This window comes from Chromobacterium amazonense (assembly GCF_001855565.1).
GTDB classification, from domain to species: Bacteria; Pseudomonadota; Gammaproteobacteria; order Burkholderiales; family Chromobacteriaceae; genus Chromobacterium; species Chromobacterium amazonense.
Genome location: NZ_MKCR01000004.1, coordinates 1 through 19,500 on the forward strand (window position 1 = coordinate 1; position 19,500 = coordinate 19,500).

Sequence of the window (19,500 nt, forward strand, 5' to 3'; positions counted from 1 at the left end):
GCCTGCGCTGTGGCAAGTGCAAGCCGGTGTGCTCCACCCATGTGCCGCGCGCCAACCTCTTGTACAGCCCTCGCAACAAGATCCTCGGCGTCGGCCTGCTGACCGAGGCCTTCCTGTACGAGGAGCAGACCCGCCGCGGCGTCAGCCTCAAACATTTTGAAGAACTGTCCGACGTGGCCGACCATTGCACGGTGTGCCACCGCTGCGTCAAACCCTGCCCTGTCAAGATCGATTTCGGCGACGTGTCGGTGGCGATGCGCAACTTCCTGCGCAAGTCCGGCCAGAAGAAGTTCAATCCCGGCACCGCGCTGGGCATGGCCTTCCTCACCGCCAAGGACCCGGCCACGGTCAAAACCCTGCGCGCCGGCCTGGTCGGCGTCGCTTACAAGGCGCAGCGGCTGGGCAACCAGGTCGGCAAGCGGCTGGGCTTATTGGGCGGACAAAAGAAACAGCCGCCGTCCACCGTCGGCCCGGCGCCGATCAAGCAGCAAGTGATCCACTTCATCAACCGGCCGATGCCGGGCGGCCTGCCCAAGAAAACCGCCCGCGCGCTCTTGGACGTGGAAGATCCGCACGTGGTGCCCGTGATCCGCAACCCCAAGGCCGCGGAAGACGCCGAAGCGGTGTTCTACTTCCCCGGCTGCGGTTCGGAACGCTTGTTCAGCCAAGTGGGCCTCGCCACCCAGGCCATGCTGTGGCACGTCGGCGCGCAGACCGTGCTGCCGCCCGGCTACCTGTGCTGCGGCTATCCGCAGACCAGCGCCGGCTACCAGGACAAGGGCGACGCCATCACCACCGAGAACCGCGTGCTGTTCCACCGCGTCGCCAACACGCTGAACTACCTGGACATCAAGACCGTGGTGGTCAGCTGCGGCACCTGCTTCGACCAGTTGGCCCACTACCGCTTCGAGGACATCTTCCCCGGCTGCCGCGTCATCGACATCCACGAATACCTGATGGAGAAAGGCGTGAAGCTGGACGGCATCCAGGGCCAGCAGTATCTGTATCACGACCCCTGCCACACGCCGATGAAGACCCACCAGCCGCTGAAGGTGGTCAACGAGCTGATGGGCGGCGGCGTGCCGCTGACCGACCGCTGCTGCGGCGAGGCCGGCACCTTCGCCGCCAGCCGGCCGGACATCGCCACCCAGGTGCGCGCGCGCAAGGAGGAAGAAATCAACAAGAACCTGGCGGCGCTGACCGGCGGCCAGCCGCCAGTCAAACCGGTGAAGATCCTGACATCCTGCCCGTCCTGTCTGCAGGGCCTGTCGCGCTACAACGACGACACCGGCACCGAGGCCGACTACATCGTGGTGGAGATCGCCCGTCACATCCTGGGCGAAAACTGGCTGCCGGAATACGTCGCCCGCGCGCGCGACGGCGGCATCGAGCGGGTGCTTTTATAAGCGCCAGCCCCGGCCGATCCGTGCACTGCTCTGGCCGGGGCCCACCCAATACAAGCACATCAACATAGTACGTCGCGATAAAATGGCGGATTGAACTGCCGCGGAAATCCGACCATGCTGCTGCGCACCGACCGCGATGCCCTGCTCTCGCCGCTGGCCACTGTCTGCGGCGTGGTGGAGCGCCGCCACACCCTGCCCATCCTGTCCCACGCCCTGCTGCAAGCCGACGGCGAAACGCTCGCCTTCACCGCCAGCGATCTGGACATCCAGGTGGAAAGCCAGCGCAAAGCCCATGCCGAACAAACCTTCCGGCTATGCGTGCCGGCGCGCAAGCTGCTAGACATCCTGCGCGCGCTGCCCGCCGGCTGCGAGCTGCAGCTGAAACAGCAGGGCAGCCAATTGCTGCTGCAGGCCGCCGGCAGCCGCTTCCAGCTGCAAACCCTGCCGGCCGAAAACTTCCCCTTGCTGGCGGCCGACGACGACGCCACAAGCGACCTGGCGCTGAGCCAAGGCGAGCTGAAGCGCAAGCTTGGCCAAATCCTCTATGCCATGGCCGACCACGACATCCGGCCCTACCTGAACGCGCTATTGCTGCAACTCGATGGCGAGGCGCTGCGGCTGATCGCCTCCGACGGCATCCGCCTAGCCTTGCAGCGCTACCCGCTGCCGCAGGCGCAAGCGCCGCGGCAAATGCTGCTGCCGCGCAAGGCCGCGCTGGAGCTGGCCAAACTGCTGGCCGATCAGGACGAAACGATAGTGCTGATGCTGGGCGCTCGCCAGCTCGACTGCCGGCTGGGCGACACGCGGCTGCGCTGCAAGCTGGTGGATGCCCGCGCGCCGGATTACCTGCGCCTGTTGCCGGACAAACATGACTGCGAACTGACCCTGCCCCGCCAGGCCTTGCTGCAAGCCGTGCAGCGGGTGGCGGTGCTGGCGCACGCCAAGATCCGCCAACTGGAGCTGGCGGTCCGCCCCGGACAGCTGGCGCTGCGCTGCCGCAACGCTGAGCGCGAAGAGGCGGAAGAGATTCTGCCCGCCGACTGGCAGGGCGAACCGCTAGACGCCAGCTTCAATCTGCAATACCTGCTGGACGTGCTGGACGTGCTGAGCCACCTTCCCGCCGAGCATCTGCGCTTCGGCCTCGGCGCGGGCCAGCGCGGCTTGCTGGTCACCAACCCAGAGGATCCGCACTTTCTGTATCTGGCGATGCCGCTGCGCGGTTGAACGACTACCTTAGGAGAACCCCATGTGCGTCATCCCGCTGCTGATTCCCGACGATTACCAGCGCATCGGCGCGCAACTGGCCGAACTGCAGCAAGACTCCGCCTACGCCTGCCGCAGCCTGGGCGACCTGTCCCGCGCGCCCGACGCCGACGAGGCCCTGGCGCAGGCCGAGGCGCAGCTGCCGATCCGCGAGCGCACGACGGAGGACGACGCCTGGCTGGCGCGCAATATCGACATGGCCGCCTGCAGCCGCGCCGGTCTAGCCATGCATATGCTGAATCAGCAAGCTTTGATCTGAAGCGCCGCGCCCAGGCGCGCCCACTCACTGGAGAATAAACATGCCCGATACCGCCCTGTTGATCATCGACGTCCAAGTCGGCGTCGTCGAAGGCGAGTTGCGCGCCGCCCGTCTCGATTCGGTGCTAGACAAGCTCAACCTCGCCATCGCCAAGGCCCGCCAGCGCGGCATGCCGGTGATTTTCGTCCAGCATGAGGAAGACGATCTGCCGCATGGCTCGGCCGCTTGGCAGCTGCATCCCAAGCTGGCGCGGCAAGACGGCGACCTGCTCGTATTCAAGCGCTACGGCGACAGCTTCTGCGAAACCGATCTGGCGCAGCTGCTGCAAGCTCACGGCGTCAGCAAGCTGTGGATAGGCGGCGCCGCCACCGATTTCTGCGTGGACAGCACGCTGCGCAACGCGGTGTCGCGCGGCTACCAGGTCACCGTCATCGGCGACGCCCACACCACGGTCAGCGCCTTCGCGCTCAGCGGCGAACAGGTGATAGACCACTTCAACGCCGCATGGGGCGCCTGCAGCGCCACCCCGCAGCCGCTGCGGGTGCTGTCGGCGGCCGAGCTGTGAATCCGGGCAGGCCATGAAAAACGGCGGGGCAAGCCCCGCCGTCTTCTCATCCGCGCCTGCTTACTTCTTCACCGCCTTGGCTTTCGCCGCGGCTGCGGCCTCCGCGCGACGCTTGGCGGCGGTGGCGACGTCCAGGCGCACCTCCGCGCTGGTCTTCAGCAGCGTAGCCTGGGCGTCGTCGCCGTCCAGCGACCAGCTGAATACGCCCCCCAGCTGTTGCGAGCGCACGTAGTCGAGCTTGCCGCGTATGGTGGCCGGATCGTCATAGCTCCAGAACTCATTGCCGTCGTAGGTCCACAGCTGCTTGGCCACCGGGCTGTTGAACTGCTTGGCGCTGCGCTTCACCAGGATGCGGTAATCCTCGATGCCCTGCTCGTAGGTGCCCTTGGCCGGGCCGGTGGCCACCTGGTACAGGCCGTCCCCCTTCGGACCGGCGGCGACGCCCGCCCAGCCGCGGCCGTAGAACGGCAGGCCGACGTTGATCTTGGCGCGCGGCACGCCGGCGTTCACCAGGGTTTTCACCGCGTCGTCGACGGTGTAATAAACCTGGTCGCCAGTCACCGGCGCGGCCGGATCGCGGTAGAGGTTGGACTGGAAGTTGGTCGGCCCCTTGGCGTCCCAGCCGCCGTGGAAGTCGTAGGTCATCACGTTGATCCAGTCGAGATAGCTGCTGTAGGCGGCCGGCTCGGTGTTGCGGATCTTGTCGACGCCTGAGCCGATGGCGGCGGTCAGGTAGTAGCGGCGCTTGTTGGCCGTGGACAGCGCGTTCAGCTGGTTGCGGAACTCGGCCATCAGCAGCGTGTAGTTCTGCTTGTCGTTGGGATCGACGGTATTGGTCGGCAGCCCGCCGCCGCCCGGGTATTCCCAATCGATGTCGAAGCCGTCGAACACGCCGAGCGCCGCCGCCTGTCCGCCGGCGTTCTCGCCCACCGGCAGATTGCCCTTGATGTAGAGGTCGATGCACGAGCTGACCATCGCCTTGCGGCCGGCGTCGGTGGCGGCGAACTTGCCGAAGTTCTTAGACCAGGTCCAGCCGCCCAGCGAGATCAGCACCTTCAGTTGCGGGTTGGCCAGCTTCAGCTTGCGCAGCTGATTGAAGTTGCCGCGCAGCGGATCGTTCCAGTTGTCGCCCTTGCCGTCCACCGACTCGTTGGCGGCGAAGGCGCGCTGATAGTCGGCCCAGGCGTCGCCTCCATCGCCATTGCCGTTCTCGGCGCGGGTCACCATGCCGCACTTGCCGTCGGCGTAGACATTGCCAAACGCGTAGTTGAGAAAGGTCAGTTGCTTGTCGCCGCCGGACTTCACCAAGTTGAAGACCTTGTAGTTGCGGTCGTAGATGCCCCACTGGGCGAAGTAGGAGCCGACATTGCGGCCCACGGTCGGGGTGGGTTCCGGCGGCACGCCGCTGCTGGGCTGGCCCGGATCTGCCGGCGAACACTCGCTGGCCGGGCGCTCCTGCCAGGCGCCCCATTGACTGCTGCCCGGCTGTTCGCCCTGGGTCCACCAGCTGGCGCGCCAGGTCTTGCCGCTGAAAGTGGCGTAATCGCCGGCGTTGTAAACCTGGGAGCTGCTCCACGGCGAGCAGCTGGGCGCGGCCCAAACCGCCTGGGTCAACGCGAAGGCGGCGCCGATAGCCAGCAGTGTGCGCGACAAGGGGAAATGCAGCATGGTGATTCTCCTCGATTCGATGATGATGCGGCGCATGCGGCGCCCTGACCCTGCAAACCCGATGCTGAACGCAGCATGTGGTATTACATTGGTATCAGAATCGAAAGTCCCACTGCAGAATACAAGGAGAAAGTAAACTACCTGTCATTTAGGTCAGATGGTCTGGAGTAGAAGCCAGGCAACAAAAAAGGAGGCTCGCGCCTCCTTTTTGCTGTTATCGAGATGGACCCGACCGTTTAGCCCGCCTTTTTAGCGTGGTGCGGCTTCTTGTGATGCTTGTGGTGATGGTGCTTTTTCGCAGCCTGGGCCTTTTGCGCGGCCGGAGCGGAGCTGGCCTTCTTGGCATGCTTCTTGTGATGATGCTTGTGGTGCGCCGGCGCGGCAGCCTTGGCGGCCGGAGCGGAAGCGTCCGCGGCGTAGGTGGCGACGGAGGTCAGGCCCAGGGCAGCGGCCAACAGGAGGGCGGTCAGTTTTTTCATGGTCAGTCTCCCGAATCCAGGTAGGGGATTGTTGTCTGGAGCGCCACTCGGCGCATCCTTGGACTCATCTTAGGCAGGCCGCCCTATTCCGTCTGTGAGTCCCATGTAAGCGGGTGTAACCAATCGTAATATCAGCGGGCGGATTCGACCTCGGCCACCGCCGGCGGTATCCGCGTCACCAGCAGCTGGTCGATGCGGTAATTGTCGATGTCCACCACTTCAAACTTGTAGCCTTCAAACTCCACGTTGTCGGTCCGTTTGGGAATCTTGCGCAGCATGTACATCATGAAGCCGGCGATGGTTTCGTAATTCTCATCATCCGGGAACGCCTCGATATCCAGCGCCCGCAGCACGTCTTCCACCGGCGTGGCGCCGTCCACCAGCCAGGAGCGCTCGTCGCGCTTGACGATCTGCTCCTCCTGGAACTGGCTGACCAGGTCGCCCATCACCGTGCTCATCACGTCGTTGAGGGTGATCACCCCCACCACCAGCGCGTATTCGTTCATCACCACCGCGAAGTCCTCGCGCGAGGCCTTGAAGCGCTCCAGCAGCTCGGACAGGGTCAGCGAATCCGGGATGATCAGCACATTGCGTATCGTCAGCTCGCGCTTCATCGACAGGCTTTGCTGGTTGATCAGCCGCATCAGGATGTCCTTGGAATCGACATAGCCGATCACCGAGTCGATCACGCCGTCGCACACCAGAAACTTGGTATGCGGATGTTCGGCGATCTTCTGCTTGATGCTGGCTTCGTCCTCATGCAGCGTGAAGTAAATGATGCTTTCGCGGGCGGTCATCGACGACGGCACTGTGCGGCTTTCCAGCTCGAACACGTTTTCGATCAAATGATGCTCGCGCTGCTGCAACACGCCCGCCTCGGCGCCAGCGTCCATCATCGCCACGATATCGGCCGAGGTGAGATCGTCCGGCCGGCCGGTGGGCACGCCGAACAGGCGGAAAAACACATTGGCCAGGCCGTTGAACAGCCACACCAGCGGGCTGCACACCCGCACGCAGAACAGCATGGGCCGCACCACCAGCAGCGCGATGCGCTCCGGCGCCACCATGCCCAGACGCTTGGGCATCAGGTCGGCGAACAACACGAACAAGGAGGTAACTGTGACGAAGGACAGGATGAAGCTCAGATGCTCCACCCATGGCGCAGGCGACACCAGATGCAGCATGGCGGAGAAATACGGCGTGAAGGCCGCCTCGCCCAGGATACCGGCCAGGATGGCCACGGCGTTCAGGCCGATCTGCACCACGGTGAAAAAGTGCCCCGGCTGTTCCTGCAGCTCCAGCACCCGCTCGGCGTTGGCATTGCCCTCCTCCGCCAGCTGGCGCAGCTTGATCTTGCGCGCGGCGGCCAGAGAGATTTCCGACACCGAGAAAAAGGCGCTGGCCGCAATCAGCAGCCCAATGACAAAAAGACTATTGGCAAAACTCACTTTGATTCCCGACTGTTTATGGTTCTGGAACGCCTGCCGGCGCTTGGCGCCGTCGACCGAACCCGATCCCGCGCCGCCCAGCCGTCATGATGGTACGGTTGGCGCGGACGCGCCTTGACGCAGATGCGCTGCCGGGCTGGATGGAGCGCCGCAACGCCCACTCTGTCAGTATAACAGACCGCCATGACTGCCCCATTGCGCATAGCGGGGGTAGAATCGACGCCACGATAGCAACAGGAAACGCATCATGGATTGTGAATTGTGTCAGGCTCCCGCCGGCGAGCTGCTGTTCGAAGACGCCTGGCTGCGGGTGCTTCTGGTCGACGAGCCCGGCTATCCCGGCTTCTGCCGCGTGATCTGGCGCGGCCATGTCGCCGAGATGACCGATCTCCCGCCCGATCAACGCCAGCACCTGATGGATTGGGTCTACCGCACCGAGACGGCGCTGCGCCGGGTGATGCGGCCGGCCAAGATCAACCTGGCCAGCCTAGGCAATATGGTGCCGCATCTGCACTGGCATGTGATTCCGCGCTTTGCCGACGACGCCCACTTCCCCAGCCCGATCTGGGCCGCGCCGCGCCGCGCCAGCGCCGATCACGGCCTGCCGGAGCTGGCCGCGCAATTGCGCGCCGCGCTGGCCGGCTGATGCCCGCTCAGGCGGTGCGGAAACGGCTGATCGCCTGATCCAGTCCATGCGCCAGCTGCGACAGCTGTTGCGCCATCTCGGACGAGGATTCGACGGACTGGCCGTTCTCCACGCCCATGCTGGCGATGCGCTCCACATTCTTGGCCGCGTCGTTGCTGGCGGTGCTCTGCTCGCGCATCGCGCCGGCGATCTCGCTGGTTTTTTCCAGCAGACCAGACGACAGCTCGCGTATCTGGGCCAACTTCTCGCTGACCTGTTCGCTCAGCGTCACGCCGCTGCCCACCCGCTTGGCGGCCTCGCGCATGCTGGTGACGGCGGTGGTGGTGTCGCCTTGCACCGCCTGGATCTTGGACGAAATCTCGCCGGTGGCCTGAGCGGTGCGCTCGGCCAGCTTGCGCACTTCGTCCGCCACCACCGCGAAGCCGCGGCCCATTTCGCCGGCGCGCGCGGCTTCAATCGCAGCGTTCAGCGCCAATAGATTGGTCTGCTCGGCGATTTCGTGGATCACCTCTACGATATTGCCGATCTCGTCGGAACGCTGGTTCAGCGAATTGATCACCGTCTCGGACTCGCCTATCACCCGCGCGATTTCCTGCATTTCCCTGGCGGCGTCGCCGGCCACCTGGCTGCCGCTGACCGCCTCCTGCATGCTGCTGCGCGCCTCGTTGGCCATTTCCACCGCGTGCTCGGCCACCAGATTGATGCTGACCGTCATCTGCTCCACCGCCGCGGCGGTAGACGATGAGGCGTCGGTCTGCTGCCGCGACGCCTCGGCGATGCGCTGCGATACCTGCGACAGCGAGGCCGCTGTGGAGTTGACTTGGTTGGAATCTTGCCGGGTGCGGTCGATGAAGGCGCGCAGATTGCCCAGCAGCTGCGCCAGCGCGCGGCCGGTTTCGCTGACCTCGTCGCGGCCATGCTGCTCTATCTTCACTGTCAGGTCGTTATGCTCGGCCGCAAAGCGCATGCGCTCCTGCATCGAATCCAGCGGCTTGGTGATGGAGCGGGTGATCACCCAGGCTAATGCCGCGCCGGCCAGCAGCACCGCCAGCAACAGCGTCAACAGGAAAGCGGCGGCGCGCTCCATCGCCGCCACCATGGCGTCTTCGGATTCTTTCGCGGTGTTGTCAGCGAGTTCGCGCAGCTTGATCAAAGTGTCCCGCGCCGCGTAGAGCTTGGGCTTGAAAGGCATGATATTGGCGTCGGCGACATTGGCCGCGGTAATTTCACCCTTTTCTATTTTCTGGTACAGCCCCGCCATGCCCTGGGCGTAGCCATCCAGGCCGGACAGCACGCCGTCGAACTCCGCCTGATGATCGCCGGCCATCGCCATGGCCTTGGCTTCGCCCACCTGATCTCGCAACTTGGCGATGCTCTTGTCCAGGGCTTGCTTATTGGTCTGGATGCTCTGATCGGTGTTCGCCGGGTTGCCTATGCTGATGAAGATATTCTTCTCGTCCTGGCGGATCTGCATCATGGTGCGTTGCATGCGGTCCAACTGATGGCGGAAGGCGATCTTTTCATTGACCAGCACCTTCAGTTCCGCCTCTAGATTATTCATCGTCCACCAGGTGCCGCCGCCCAGCACAAACATGGCGAGCAGCAAGCTGCATGCCAGCAGCAGAATGCGCTGGCCGATAGTCAAAGCGTTAAACATGGTCCATCCCCAATAATGGATTGTTTTGATTGGCGGCCCCTGAACATGGCGACAGCCTGTCATCTCAGCTTACTCTGCCAATTAAACAATCGAAATGAAGAATGTTAATGTTTTAGCACACTTGCCAGAATTCACATCCTGCCAGTAGCCTGAACGTCCAACGATTACGCTGAAAACGCCATGTACACCACGCTGATCACGCCGGAACAATTGTCCAGCCTGCCGCCTGCCGAGGTGGTGGTGCTGGACTGCCGTTTCCAGCTGGACAATCCCGACTACGGCCACGCCGCCTATGAGCAAGGGCATTTGCCCGGCGCCCACTACCTGCATCTGGACTACCACCTGTCCTCCAGCAAGAACGGCCGCAACGGCCGACATCCCTTGCCGGATGGCCAGCGGCTGGCGGTGGATCTGGGCGCGATAGGGGTGGATGCGGCAACGCAAGTGGTAGCCTACGACGACGGTCCCAGCCAATACACCGCGCGCGCCTGGTGGCTGCTGCGCTGGCTGGGACATGAGAAGGCCGCGGTGCTGGATGGAGGCCTGAAGGCTTGGCTAGCCGCCGGCCTGCCGCTGGATCAAGCGCCGCCGGCCCGCCGCTCGCGCCGCTTCGCCATCCGGCCGTCGCTGGCGGCAACCGTCGATGCCGACGCCGTGCTGGCCAATCTGCAAACGCCGGCCTTCACTGTGGTGGACGCCCGCAGCAATGAGCGCTTCCACGGCGTGGGCGAGACGATAGACCCGGTGGGCGGCCACATACCGGGCGCCGCCAACCGCTTCTTCATGAATAATCTGGACGCCGAACAGCGCTACAAGCCGGCCGCGCAATTGCGCGCGGAATGGGAGGCGCTGCTGGGCCAAGGTTTCGATCCCGCCGCCATCGTCCACCAATGCGGCTCCGGCGTCACCGCCTGCCACAATCTGCTGGCGATGGAGATCGCCGGCCTACCCGGCAGCCGGCTCTACCCCGGCTCCTGGAGCGAGTGGTGCAGCGACCCGGCGCGGCCGGTGGCGCGCTGACCTGCGCGCCATAAAGAAAGCCCGGCCTGGCCTGGCTCTCCATCGCAACCGCGCGGGGACAGGCTCACCGCTACCCCAGGATCAGCCGCTGCAGCAGGCGCTGCCCGGCCGGCCAGCTGCCCAGGCCGGCGTGGCTGCCCATGTGGCCGGCCATGCCGCCGTCGACGAATTCCGCGCCCCACAGCGCGGCCATCCGCCGCGCTTCCTCGAACTCGCAGAACGGATCATCGCGGCTGGCCACCAACAGCGCCGGCACCGGCAGCTTGCGCTCCGGCAGCGTTTCGAAGCCGGCGAAAGTCGGCAGCGGCGCGCCGTCCGGCAGTTCGCCGCTGGCGCGGGCGCGCTCGTCGGTCAGCGGAATCGCCGGCGGCGCCACCAGCAGCGCGCCCTTCACCTTGCGCTGCTCCAGCAGCGTGGCCTGCAGCAGCCAGGCGACCGTCGTATGGCAGCCCAGACTGTGGGCGGCGATCACCAGTTTCCCCGGAATCTCCGCCACCGCCGCGGCCAGACCGGCCACCCATTCGTCGCGGGTCGGGTATAGCCAGTCGCGCTGCTCCGCGCGGCGCGCCAGCGGATAGGTTTTTTCCCAGTAGCCGTGCCAGTGCGTGTCGCCGGAATTGCCCCAGCCCGGCACCGTCAGCAGCGTGACGTCATCGTCGTCCCACATCACAGCTCCCGGCGGTAGTCCACGATCAGCGGCGCGTGGTCGGAGAATTTCTCGTCCTTGTACACGCTGGCGGACTCGGCCAGCTCCATCAACGAGGGAGTGACGATGTGGTAGTCGATGCGCCAGCCCACATCCTTGGCGTAGGCCTGGCCGCGGTTGCTCCACCAGGTATAGCCCGGCGCATCCGGATACAGATTGCGCCACACGTCGCGCCAGCCGACGCGGCCCAACAGGTCGGTCATCCAGGCGCGCTCCTCCGGCAGGAAGCCGGAGTTCTTCAGATTGCCCTTCCAATTTTTCAGGTCGATCTCGTTGTGGGCGATGTTCCAGTCGCCGCAGATCACGATGTCGCGGCCGGCCGCCTTCAGCTTCTCCAGATGCGGCATGAACACATCGAGAAAATCGAACTTCACCTGCTGCCGTTCATCGCTGCTGGAGCCGGACGGCAAATACAGCGAAATGACGGACAGATTGCCTAAATCCAGTTGCAGGAAACGGCCTTCGGCATCGATCCAGTCCACGCCCAGCCCCTCCACCACCGCATCCGGCTGGTGGCGCGTATACAGACCCACGCCGCTATAGCCCTTCTTCTCTGCATAATGGAAATAGCCGGTAAGGCCGTCCGGATTGCGCATCCGGTCCGACAGATCGCCGGCCTGCGCCTTCAGTTCCTGCACGCAGACGAAGTCGGCGCGGATGGTGGCCAGCCAGTCGAAAAAGCCTTTCTTGTCCGCAGAGCGGATGCCATTCAAATTGGCGGAAACGATTCGAAGCAAGGGGGTCTCCCGTGGTATGCTTGCGGCAATTTAAGCCGCCATTCAAACAGTTAACGATTTCATCAAGGAGTAAAGATGAGCGATTTCCGTCAAGAGTTTATTCGTTTTGCGCTCGACAAGCAGGTTTTGAAGTTTGGCGAGTTCATCACTAAGGCGGGACGCAAATCGCCGTACTTCTTCAACGCCGGTCTGTTCAACGATGGCGAATCCACGCTGAAGCTGTCGCGCTTCTACGCCCAGTCCATCCTGAACAGCCAGGTTCAGTTCGACATGCTGTTCGGCCCGGCCTACAAGGGCATCATCCTGGCAGCCGCCGCCGGCATGGCGCTGGCCGAACAGGGCCGCAACGTGCCGTTCGCCTACAACCGCAAGGAGGCCAAGGACCACGGCGAAGGCGGCACGCTGGTCGGCGCGCCGCTGCAGGGCAAGGTGCTGATCATAGACGACGTGATTTCCGCCGGCACCTCGGTGCGCGAATCGGTGGAGCTGATCCGCGCCGCCGGCGCCACCCCTGCCGGCGTGGCCATCGCGCTGGACCGGATGGAGCGCGGCCAGGGCGAATTGTCCGCGGTGCAGGAAGTGGCGCAGCAACACGGCCTGCCGGTCGTGGCCATCGCCACGCTGAAAGACGTGCTGGGCTTCCTGGAAAACAGCCCGGAGCTGGCCGCCCACCTCGACGCGGTGCGCGCCTATCGCGCCCAGTACGGAGTCGACTACTGATGAAAGCGCTTGCCGGATTGCTGCTGCTGTTGTATTCGCTGGCTCACGCCGACGTGTACAAATGGGTGGACGAGTCCGGCAAGACGCATTATAGCGACGCGCCGCCGCTGCAAGGTCAAAGCCGCGGCGTGGCGCAGCTGAGCAAGCAGGGCATGGTAAAAAAGCCGGCCGAAACCGAGGCGCAGCGCCAAAGCCGCGAAGCCTCGGCCGCCGCCGCCAGGCAGCTGCTGCAAAAGCAGCAGGATGCCGCGCGCCATGACCAGGCGCTGGTGCAGAGCTACTCCACGCTGGCGGAGCTGCAGGCCGACCGCGAAAAGCAGCTCTCCGTTCTGCAGTCGGCCTATCGCGCGCTGGAGCTGCGCGCCCAGGGCCTGGCCATCCAGCAGCGCGACTTGCAGCAAGACCTGGAACAGCACAACAAGCAGCATCAAAAACCGCCCGCCGCCACGCTGCACAATCTGCAAGTGCTGCAACGCGAACAGAAAGACCTGCAGGCCCTGATGGCGTCCAAGCGCGCCGAAATCAACAACTACCAGCAGAAAATGCAGCAGGACCTACAGCGCTACCGCCAGCTCAGCGGCAAATAGCGCGGCTCGTCAGGCTTGCGCGGCGATTATTGCCCGCCTTCCTTGCGCTGCCAGGCCTGTTGCAGCGCCTGGGTAGCCTGCTGCAAGGTCTGCTGCGCGTTGCCCTGGGCCGTGGTGGCCTCGTTCAGATCGGCGCTGGCCTTGTCCAAGGCCGCCTGGGCGCCGGCGAGTTTTTGTTCGGCCAACGCCTTGGCGTCCTGCGCGTCCTTCAATCGCTTGTCGGCCGTTCGCTGCTGGCTCTCCGCCTGCTGAAACGCCATCTGCGCCGCCAGCAATTGCTCATCGACGGTTTGCGCCAGCGCGGCGCCAGACCACAGGGCCGCCAGCAACAGCCCGCTCTTCGTCAGCATCTTCATGGTTTCCCCTTCTTCGGCCAAACGGCCGCCAAGCCGACATTATGCGGCAAGCCCGCTTTTGACGACATGCTTGTATCTTCGCCGCGCATTCTTAGGGGCTGTTGAAGTGTGCTGGGTGGATTACGTTTGCGCCCGGCGCGACCGCTCACCAAACGTCAACAGCCCCTAGGGCTTCGACGGCCGGCTCAGCAGATACAGCAGCACCGACAGCTCGATCGCCGCCACCAGCCATGGCACCCAGTGCGGCGGCCTGGCCAGCAACAGGGCGACGAATCCGGCCCCCATGCCCAGCGCGGCGAAGCATTTGGCGCGCGCGGGCACGATACGCTGTTCGCGCCAGCGACGCAGGCCGGGGCCGAAGCGCGGATGGTCCAGCAGCCGCTGCTCCAGCCGCGGCGACGATTTGCTGAAACAAGCCAGCGCCAGGATCAGGAAAATGGTGGTGGGCATCACTGGCAACAGCGCGCCGATCACGCCCAGTCCGACCATCAAGACGCCGCTTAGCAGGTAAAACCAGCGCACCGCCGGATACTGCCCAGGGCTCAAGCGTACACCTGGTCCAGATGGCCATTCATGCAAGCGAAGGCCGCCACCGCGCCGGCGGTGACGCGGGCCTCCGCCGCCTCATCCAGCTGCAGGCCGTCCAGCACGGCGGTGAAAGCGCGCCAGTGGCGGGCGCGGCCATCCGGATGACCGGCCAGGTGGCGGGCGCCGCAGTGCTCGTCCAATCCGAGTTTGCCGGCCAGCTTATACAGGATGGCGGCGCCCAGCTTGGAGCCTTCCACCACATACAGCCAGCCCATCGCGGTGGCGACGTCCAGGGTTTCGCTGATCGGCGCATCCTGCAGCTGCGGCAGCGGCCGGCCCAGATAGGCCAGGTCGGCGGCGATGCTGTGGTAGCGGCGGCGCTCGGCCAAGTCCGGGAACAGCGCCGCCAGCTCGGGATTGTCATACAAAGCGTCGGCATCGCGCAGGAAGCGGTACTGCGCCTCCAGGAAGCGGCTGTAATTCTCGCGGTTGGCGAAAGGCTGATTGGCCATGATGCGCTGGTCCAGCTGGTCATGGGTGGCGTGAGTGCGGGCTTTCAGATCCTGGGTGCGGGTGGTGTCGATTACGCTGCTCATTCTGGGATTTCCTGTTGAATCGCCTCCCGCCGCCGGCGGGAAGGAAAGTGATGCGCTGGCGGAGGCAGGTCGGCCGACGCACAAAACGTAATGATAACCATTTTTATTTATTATCAAAAGCAGGAATTCGCCCGCCTCCCGCATCGCCCTGGCGCAAGGCAGGCCAGGCGGCATGAAGGCAATAGAAGCAAATCGACTCGAGAAACAGAAAAGCAAAAGGCCCGATCAGAGGATCGGGCCTGGCGCGTGAATTCTTGGTGGGTCGTGCGGGATTCGAACCTGCGACCAACGGATTAAAAGTCCGCTGCTCTACCAGCTGAGCTAACGACCCATAGGGTAATGCCGTGTCGGGGGTATGCAGGGATGGTGGTGGGTCGTGAGTGGCTCGAACACTCGACCTACGGATTAAGAGTCCGCTGCTCTACCAACTGAGCTAACGACCCATCCTAAACTGCATTGACAACAGAAATGAACTTGAATCGGCCACCCATCAGCATGGCTGATAGACGAAAGCTTGTCTGGATGGTGGGTCGTGAGTGGCTCGAACACTCGACCTACGGATTAAGAGTCCGCTGCTCTACCAACTGAGCTAACGACCCGTCCGGGACATGCTAATGCACTATATCAAGTTTTCTCTGGTGGGTCGTGCGGGATTCGAACCTGCGACCAACGGATTAAAAGTCCGCTGCTCTACCAGCTGAGCTAACGACCCAAGCGAGAGACCGCAACTATAATGAAACGCTTTATTGCAGTCAAGCCTAACGCAAAGATTTTTTTCAGCATCCCAGACTAGGCGGGAACGAAAGCGCTGCATCGACAGTCATAGGTCAACAGGAAATCAAGCTGCTCCGCCCCTTGAAACCACGCTGTCCGATACCCATGTCAGATAAGCGGGCAAGCCCGATGCAACAGGCAAGGCGATGATTTCCGGCACATCGTACGGGTGCAGCTGCAGCAGCCTCGCCTCCAGCGCCGGATAGGCGTCGCGGCGGGTCTTGATCAACAGCGGCACCTCGTCCGCCTGCTCCACCGCGCCCTGCCAGCGGTATACCGAACGGCAAGGCGCCAGAATATTGACGCAAGCGGCCAGCCGCTCGCCGACCAGCGTTGCCGCAATCTGTCCCGCCAGCTGCGAATCGGGTACATTGCAGACAACCATTAAACATTCGTCAGATGGAAAAGAATTCACGATGCGCGCACTCCCCTTGTTGTTGCTGATCTACCCGTTCGCCGAAATCGCCGCGCTGGTGGCGCTGGCCGATCACATCGGCGGACTGGCGGTATTCCTGCTGGTGCTGCTGTCCTCGCTGCTCGGCCTGTGGATGCTGCGCAACCAGAAACTCGGCGCCTTGCTGACCTTGGGCAGCGTGATGCGCCAGGGCGACAAGGTCTCGCTGTATTCTCTATTGTGGCCGCTGCGCTATGCGTTGGCCGGCCTGCTGTTCCTGCTGCCTGGCCTGCTCAGCGACATCGCCGCCATCCTGCTGCTGCTGCTGCCGCTGAAAGGACCGGATATCCAGCTGCGCACGCCCAGCGCCGGTCCCAGCGCAGCGCCGGCAGGCAACAGCGACATCATAGAAGGCGAGTACAGCCGGGTGGACGAGCAAACGCCGCCGGGCCGCCGCATTCAGTGAACACCGAACAAGGCCAGCACCGCGGCGGCGTCGAGATCGCACTGGATCTCCACCACCTTGTGCCGGTTCTTGTCGCCGGATAACAGCGAAACATCGCGCTTGGCCACGCCAAAGCGCTCCGCCAGCCAGGCCAAAAGCGCGGCGTTGGCCTTGCCGTCCACCGGCGGCGCGGCCAGGCGGATCTTCAGGCAGTCGCCATGCTCGCCAGCCGCTTCGGTCTTCTTGGCGCCAGGCTGCACATGCAGCGTCAAGCGCACGCGGCCGGCTTGGCACGACAACCAAGGTTTCATCGCCATTTCCTGTCAAAAACGGGGAGTGTAGACCAAAACGCGGCCAAGCTGCACGGCCGCCACACCGGAGAAAAGTATGGATATCGGCATCAACGAGCAAGACCGCCAACACATCGCAGATGGCCTGTCCCATCTGCTGGCCGACAGCTACACCCTGTACCTGAAAACCCATAACTTCCACTGGAACGTCACCGGGCCGATGTTCAACACCCTGCACCTGATGTTCGAGACCCAGTACAACGAGTTGTCGCTGGCGGTCGATGCCATCGCCGAGCGCATTCGCGCGCTGGGCCACTACGCGCCGGGCAGCTATGCCGACTACGCCCGCCTGACCTCCATTCCGGAAGCCGCCGGCGCGCCGCCCAAGGCAGATGACATGATCCGCCAGCTGGTGGAAGGCCACGAAACCATCTGTCGCACCGCCCGCAGCATCTTCGAAGTCGTCGAGCGCGCCAGCGACGAACCCAGCGCCGACCTGCTGACCCAGCGCCTGCAAGTCCACGAGAAAACCGCCTGGATGCTGCGCAGCCTGCTGGAAAAATAAGCGTCCGCCGCACGCCGCCCGACGCCGCGCCCCGCGCGGCGTTTTCGCGCGCGTCCGTGCTACACTCCGGCAAAGTCCGGAAACTTTACATGGCCGACCATCTGCACCGCTCTCGCCCCCTCGCGCCCAACAACCGTCCGCTGTGGCTGATGGCGGGCGTGTCGCTGCTGGCGCACGCCGCGCTGTTGAGCCTGTTTGGCGCGGCGCCGTCCGCGCCGCCTCCGGCCGCCTCCGGCCCGCTGCAGATCAGCCTGCGGCCACGGCATCTGCCTGCCCCCGCCGCGCCGGTGACCGAGCGGGTCGCTGAAGACAACCGCCCGGGTGCCGGCAATACCGTGGCCCCACGCCAGCTGATCAGCCGCAGCGATACCCCGAAACCGGCCGCCTCCCCCGCGCCGCCGCCGCAACAGCAAACCGCGCCGCTCACGCCCATCACCCGCGCGACGCCCAACGCGGCGCAGCTGGCATCGACGCCGCCAAGCGCGACGGTCAGCACCGGCTCGCTGCTGGCCCAGGTCGGGGCGCTGTCGCGCAGCGGCGACAACGCCGCGGCCGACAACGACCAGGAAAGCGGCCAGGCGGGCAGCAATCTCGGCGAAGCCGCGCGCGGCTATGCCTGGGCGCGCTACCAGGCGGACTGGCGGCTGAAGGTGGAGCGGATCGGCAATCTGAATTATCCGGACGAGGCGCGCCGCCTCGGCCTGCATGGCGCAGTGACGCTGGAGGTGACGATAGCGGCCGACGGCAGCCTGCATGGCATGCGCGTCAGCCGCTCGTCCGGCACGCCGGTCCTGGACCAGGCCGCCCAGCGCATCGTCGAACTGGCCTCGCCGTTCGCGCCGTTTCCGTCATCGCTGGCTGCGCGCAACCCGACGCTGCGCATCAGCCAGAAATTCGTTTTCACCCGCGACAATCTGTTGTCCAGCCATTGAACAAGGATGCATCATGTTTGAAGTCAACCGCAGTCTCGCGCTATTGCGCCCGCAGGCGCCGTTTCTCGCCTGGCTCAAGAGCCTGCCCGGCGCCATCGACCCGCAGCTGACGCTGGAGACGCTGGCCGCCGATTGCAACGCGCTGCTGATTCCGCCCGCGGATGACTACGACAGCGCGCGCCGCTTCGTGCTGCAAAGCTACCGCCAGCTGTTCGAGGCAGAACTCGCCGACTGGTGCGAGGACCAAAGCCTGTGGCCGCAAAACATCAGTCCGAATCTGTTCCAGCAATGGTTCAAGCTGGAAATCCATTCGGTGCTGACCGACCTGGCGCCGGAGCCGCTGGAGCGCGAAGCCTTCGTGCCGCTGGACCTGGACGGCCGCGGCGTCTAATCGCCACACACAACAAAGGGGAAACACATGGCACACCACACCCGGATCAAGGTCCGCGGCTATCATCTGGACCTGTTCGGCCACGTCAACAACGCGCGCTACCTGGAGTTTCTCGAGGAAGCGCGCTGGAACTGCTTCGAGGACAGCGGCACGCTGGCGCAATTCCTGCAAAGCGGCCTAGGCCTCGCCGTGGTCAACATCAATATCGACTACGCGCGCCCGGCCACCATGGGCGAAATGCTGCTGATTGAAACCGCCGTCAAGTCGATAGGCAACCGCAGCGCGGTGATCCACCAGCGCGTGCTGCTGGACGGCACGGACACGCTGGTCGCCCAGGCCGACGTCACCTTCGTGGTGTTCGACACCCGCGCCGGCAAGGCCGTGGTGCTGGAAGGCCCGTTGAAGGACGCGCTGGAATTGATACAGGCCCAGTCGGCCTGAAACGAAGGCGGGAACGCGAGATGAAGAAAGGTTTGCTGATCCTGGCGGCGCTGCTGATCGTGGCCGGCGTCGTCTACACCGTGCTGTTCGCGCGCCAGGCCGCGCCGGAGGTGAAACTGACCTCGCTGGCGGGCGTCACCACCAGCACCTCGGCGCTGAAAGGCAAAGTGGTGCTGGTGAACTTCTGGGCCACCAGTTGCCCGGGCTGCGTCGAGGAAATGCCGGAGATCAAGAAGCTGCATCAGGAGTACGCCGGCAAGGGGCTGAACGTGCTGGCGGTGGCGATGAGCTACGACCCGCCCAACTACGTGCAAAGCTTCGTCGCCAAGAACGAGCTGCCCTTCTTCGTCGCGCTGGATACCCAGGGCGATGTGGCCAAGGCTTTCGGCGACATCCAGCTGGCGCCCACCACTTTCCTGATCGACAAGCAGGGCAACATCATCAAGCGCTACGTCGGGGTGATGAACTTCCCCGAAGTGCGCAAGCTGATCCAGCAGCAGCTGTAATCCCCTGTAGGGCGGAAGCCCCTGACCGAGCGCGGCAAGCGTAGCGGCGCGAGGAAATCGGGGCGTTCCGCCGCCCGCCTAACCTAGCCACCTCGGCGGAACTCCCGGCTAAAAGCCGGGC

Annotated in this window: 25 protein-coding genes and 4 tRNA genes; 14 read left to right on the plus strand and 15 right to left on the minus strand. The window is 64.3% G+C overall.

Features of this window, described 5'->3' with window-relative positions:
• The 4 genes from BI343_RS03085 to BI343_RS03100 all read left to right on the plus strand — a co-directional run.
• A partial coding sequence (locus BI343_RS03085; protein ID WP_139165628.1) for a DUF3400 domain-containing protein occupies window positions 1-1,406 on the plus strand: 1,406 nt, incomplete at its 5' end.
• Window positions 1,407-1,520: 114 nt separating this feature from the next.
• Window positions 1,521-2,630: a DNA polymerase III subunit beta gene (dnaN, locus tag BI343_RS03090; protein ID WP_071108623.1), complete on the plus strand. Its 1,110-nt coding sequence runs from the start codon at window positions 1,521-1,523 to the stop codon at window positions 2,628-2,630.
• 22 nt (window positions 2,631-2,652) lie between these two features.
• Window positions 2,653-2,928 carry a Rossmann-fold NAD(P)-binding domain-containing protein gene (locus BI343_RS03095; RefSeq protein WP_071108624.1) on the plus strand — a complete coding sequence of 92 codons (276 nt, stop codon included), beginning with the start codon at window positions 2,653-2,655 and terminating at the stop codon, window positions 2,926-2,928.
• A 40-nt stretch (window positions 2,929-2,968) separates the two neighbouring features.
• Window positions 2,969-3,493 carry a cysteine hydrolase family protein gene (locus BI343_RS03100; RefSeq protein ID WP_071108625.1) on the plus strand — a complete coding sequence of 175 codons (525 nt, stop codon included), beginning with the start codon at window positions 2,969-2,971 and terminating at the stop codon, window positions 3,491-3,493.
• 60 nt (window positions 3,494-3,553) lie between these two features.
• Here the strand turns inward: BI343_RS03100 and BI343_RS03105 are convergent, their stop codons facing one another.
• The 3 genes from BI343_RS03105 to paeA form a co-directional block, all read right to left on the minus strand.
• Entirely contained in the window at window positions 3,554-5,197 is a 1,644-nt protein-coding gene (locus BI343_RS03105) for a glycosyl hydrolase family 18 protein (RefSeq protein ID WP_244886557.1), read from the minus strand.
• A gap of 200 nt (window positions 5,198-5,397) precedes the next feature.
• Window positions 5,398-5,640 carry a hypothetical protein gene (locus BI343_RS03110; RefSeq protein ID WP_043624067.1) on the minus strand — a complete coding sequence of 81 codons (243 nt, stop codon included), beginning with the start codon at window positions 5,638-5,640 and terminating at the stop codon, window positions 5,398-5,400.
• Between the two features lie 131 nt (window positions 5,641-5,771).
• A complete protein-coding gene (gene paeA / locus BI343_RS03115) occupies window positions 5,772-7,088 on the minus strand; it encodes a polyamine export protein PaeA (protein ID WP_043624064.1) in 1,317 nt (438 codons plus the stop codon).
• 247 nt (window positions 7,089-7,335) lie between these two features.
• Between paeA and BI343_RS03120 the strand changes: the two genes are divergently transcribed.
• On the plus strand, window positions 7,336-7,734 hold the full coding sequence (locus BI343_RS03120; RefSeq protein ID WP_071108627.1) for an HIT family protein: 399 nt from the start codon (window positions 7,336-7,338) through the stop codon (window positions 7,732-7,734).
• Window positions 7,735-7,741: 7 nt separating this feature from the next.
• Here the strand turns inward: BI343_RS03120 and BI343_RS03125 are convergent, their stop codons facing one another.
• Window positions 7,742-9,391: a methyl-accepting chemotaxis protein gene (locus tag BI343_RS03125; protein WP_052246718.1), complete on the minus strand. Its 1,650-nt coding sequence runs from the start codon at window positions 9,389-9,391 to the stop codon at window positions 7,742-7,744.
• Window positions 9,392-9,571: 180 nt separating this feature from the next.
• Between BI343_RS03125 and BI343_RS03130 the strand changes: the two genes are divergently transcribed.
• Window positions 9,572-10,411, plus strand: coding sequence for a sulfurtransferase (locus tag BI343_RS03130; protein WP_071108628.1), 840 nt, complete (start codon window positions 9,572-9,574; stop codon window positions 10,409-10,411).
• Between the two features lie 70 nt (window positions 10,412-10,481).
• Here BI343_RS03130 and BI343_RS03135 read toward each other — a convergent pair whose 3' ends face one another.
• Together BI343_RS03135 and BI343_RS03140 are read right to left on the minus strand one after the other, a co-directional pair.
• Complete coding sequence (locus BI343_RS03135) at window positions 10,482-11,078, minus strand: alpha/beta hydrolase (protein WP_071108629.1); 597 nt, start codon at window positions 11,076-11,078, stop codon at window positions 10,482-10,484.
• On the minus strand, window positions 11,078-11,854 hold the full coding sequence (locus BI343_RS03140) for an exodeoxyribonuclease III (RefSeq protein WP_043624051.1): 777 nt from the start codon (window positions 11,852-11,854) through the stop codon (window positions 11,078-11,080). The genes BI343_RS03135 and BI343_RS03140 overlap by 1 nt, the downstream gene beginning before the upstream one ends.
• A 75-nt stretch (window positions 11,855-11,929) precedes the next feature.
• Between BI343_RS03140 and pyrE the strand changes: the two genes are divergently transcribed.
• Entirely contained in the window at window positions 11,930-12,574 is a 645-nt protein-coding gene (gene pyrE / locus BI343_RS03145; RefSeq protein ID WP_071108630.1) for an orotate phosphoribosyltransferase, read from the plus strand.
• On the plus strand, window positions 12,574-13,161 hold the full coding sequence (locus BI343_RS03150) for a DUF4124 domain-containing protein (protein ID WP_071108631.1): 588 nt from the start codon (window positions 12,574-12,576) through the stop codon (window positions 13,159-13,161). The genes pyrE and BI343_RS03150 overlap by 1 nt, the downstream gene beginning before the upstream one ends.
• A gap of 26 nt (window positions 13,162-13,187) precedes the next feature.
• Here BI343_RS03150 and BI343_RS03155 read toward each other — a convergent pair whose 3' ends face one another.
• The 8 genes from BI343_RS03155 to cutA form a co-directional block, all read right to left on the minus strand.
• Window positions 13,188-13,517: a hypothetical protein gene (locus BI343_RS03155; RefSeq protein ID WP_103317479.1), complete on the minus strand. Its 330-nt coding sequence runs from the start codon at window positions 13,515-13,517 to the stop codon at window positions 13,188-13,190.
• Between the two features lie 165 nt (window positions 13,518-13,682).
• On the minus strand, window positions 13,683-14,063 hold the full coding sequence (locus tag BI343_RS03160) for a YbaN family protein (RefSeq protein WP_071108633.1): 381 nt from the start codon (window positions 14,061-14,063) through the stop codon (window positions 13,683-13,685).
• Window positions 14,060-14,641: a biliverdin-producing heme oxygenase gene (locus tag BI343_RS03165; protein ID WP_071108634.1), complete on the minus strand. Its 582-nt coding sequence runs from the start codon at window positions 14,639-14,641 to the stop codon at window positions 14,060-14,062. Before BI343_RS03165 ends, BI343_RS03160 begins: the two co-directional genes overlap by 4 nt.
• A gap of 255 nt (window positions 14,642-14,896) precedes the next feature.
• Window positions 14,897-14,972: transfer RNA gene (locus BI343_RS03170), tRNA-Lys, on the minus strand.
• A gap of 36 nt (window positions 14,973-15,008) precedes the next feature.
• Window positions 15,009-15,084, minus strand: a tRNA-Lys gene (locus BI343_RS03175).
• 80 nt (window positions 15,085-15,164) lie between these two features.
• Window positions 15,165-15,240, minus strand: a tRNA-Lys gene (locus BI343_RS03180).
• A gap of 37 nt (window positions 15,241-15,277) precedes the next feature.
• A tRNA-Lys gene (locus tag BI343_RS03185) sits at window positions 15,278-15,353 on the minus strand.
• A gap of 126 nt (window positions 15,354-15,479) precedes the next feature.
• Window positions 15,480-15,800, minus strand: a complete 321-nt coding sequence (gene cutA, locus BI343_RS03190) for a divalent-cation tolerance protein CutA (protein ID WP_071108635.1) — start codon at window positions 15,798-15,800, stop codon at window positions 15,480-15,482.
• 31 nt (window positions 15,801-15,831) lie between these two features.
• Between cutA and BI343_RS03195 the strand changes: the two genes are divergently transcribed.
• Window positions 15,832-16,275, plus strand: a complete 444-nt coding sequence (locus BI343_RS03195) for an FxsA family protein (protein WP_071108636.1) — start codon at window positions 15,832-15,834, stop codon at window positions 16,273-16,275.
• Here the strand turns inward: BI343_RS03195 and BI343_RS03200 are convergent.
• Window positions 16,269-16,565 (minus strand): DUF167 domain-containing protein, encoded by a 297-nt coding sequence (locus BI343_RS03200; RefSeq protein ID WP_043624029.1) that lies wholly within the window; start codon window positions 16,563-16,565, stop codon window positions 16,269-16,271. The genes BI343_RS03195 and BI343_RS03200 overlap by 7 nt on opposite strands.
• A 76-nt stretch (window positions 16,566-16,641) precedes the next feature.
• Here BI343_RS03200 and BI343_RS03205 point away from each other — a divergent pair, with 76 nt between their 5' ends.
• From BI343_RS03205 to BI343_RS03225, 5 genes are all read left to right on the plus strand, one after another.
• On the plus strand, window positions 16,642-17,109 hold the full coding sequence (locus BI343_RS03205; protein ID WP_071108637.1) for a Dps family protein: 468 nt from the start codon (window positions 16,642-16,644) through the stop codon (window positions 17,107-17,109).
• Between the two features lie 89 nt (window positions 17,110-17,198).
• The gene (locus tag BI343_RS03210) at window positions 17,199-18,041 is read left to right on the plus strand and encodes an energy transducer TonB (RefSeq protein ID WP_071108638.1); all 843 of its coding nucleotides are present in this window, start codon (window positions 17,199-17,201) and stop codon (window positions 18,039-18,041) included.
• 13 nt (window positions 18,042-18,054) lie between these two features.
• On the plus strand, window positions 18,055-18,432 hold the full coding sequence (locus BI343_RS03215) for a VacJ (RefSeq protein ID WP_071108639.1): 378 nt from the start codon (window positions 18,055-18,057) through the stop codon (window positions 18,430-18,432).
• Window positions 18,433-18,459: 27 nt separating this feature from the next.
• Window positions 18,460-18,873, plus strand: a complete 414-nt coding sequence (locus BI343_RS03220; protein ID WP_043624021.1) for an acyl-CoA thioesterase — start codon at window positions 18,460-18,462, stop codon at window positions 18,871-18,873.
• Window positions 18,874-18,893: 20 nt separating this feature from the next.
• A complete protein-coding gene (locus BI343_RS03225) occupies window positions 18,894-19,379 on the plus strand; it encodes a peroxiredoxin family protein (protein WP_071108640.1) in 486 nt (161 codons plus the stop codon).
• Window positions 19,380-19,500: the final 121 nt, after the last annotated feature.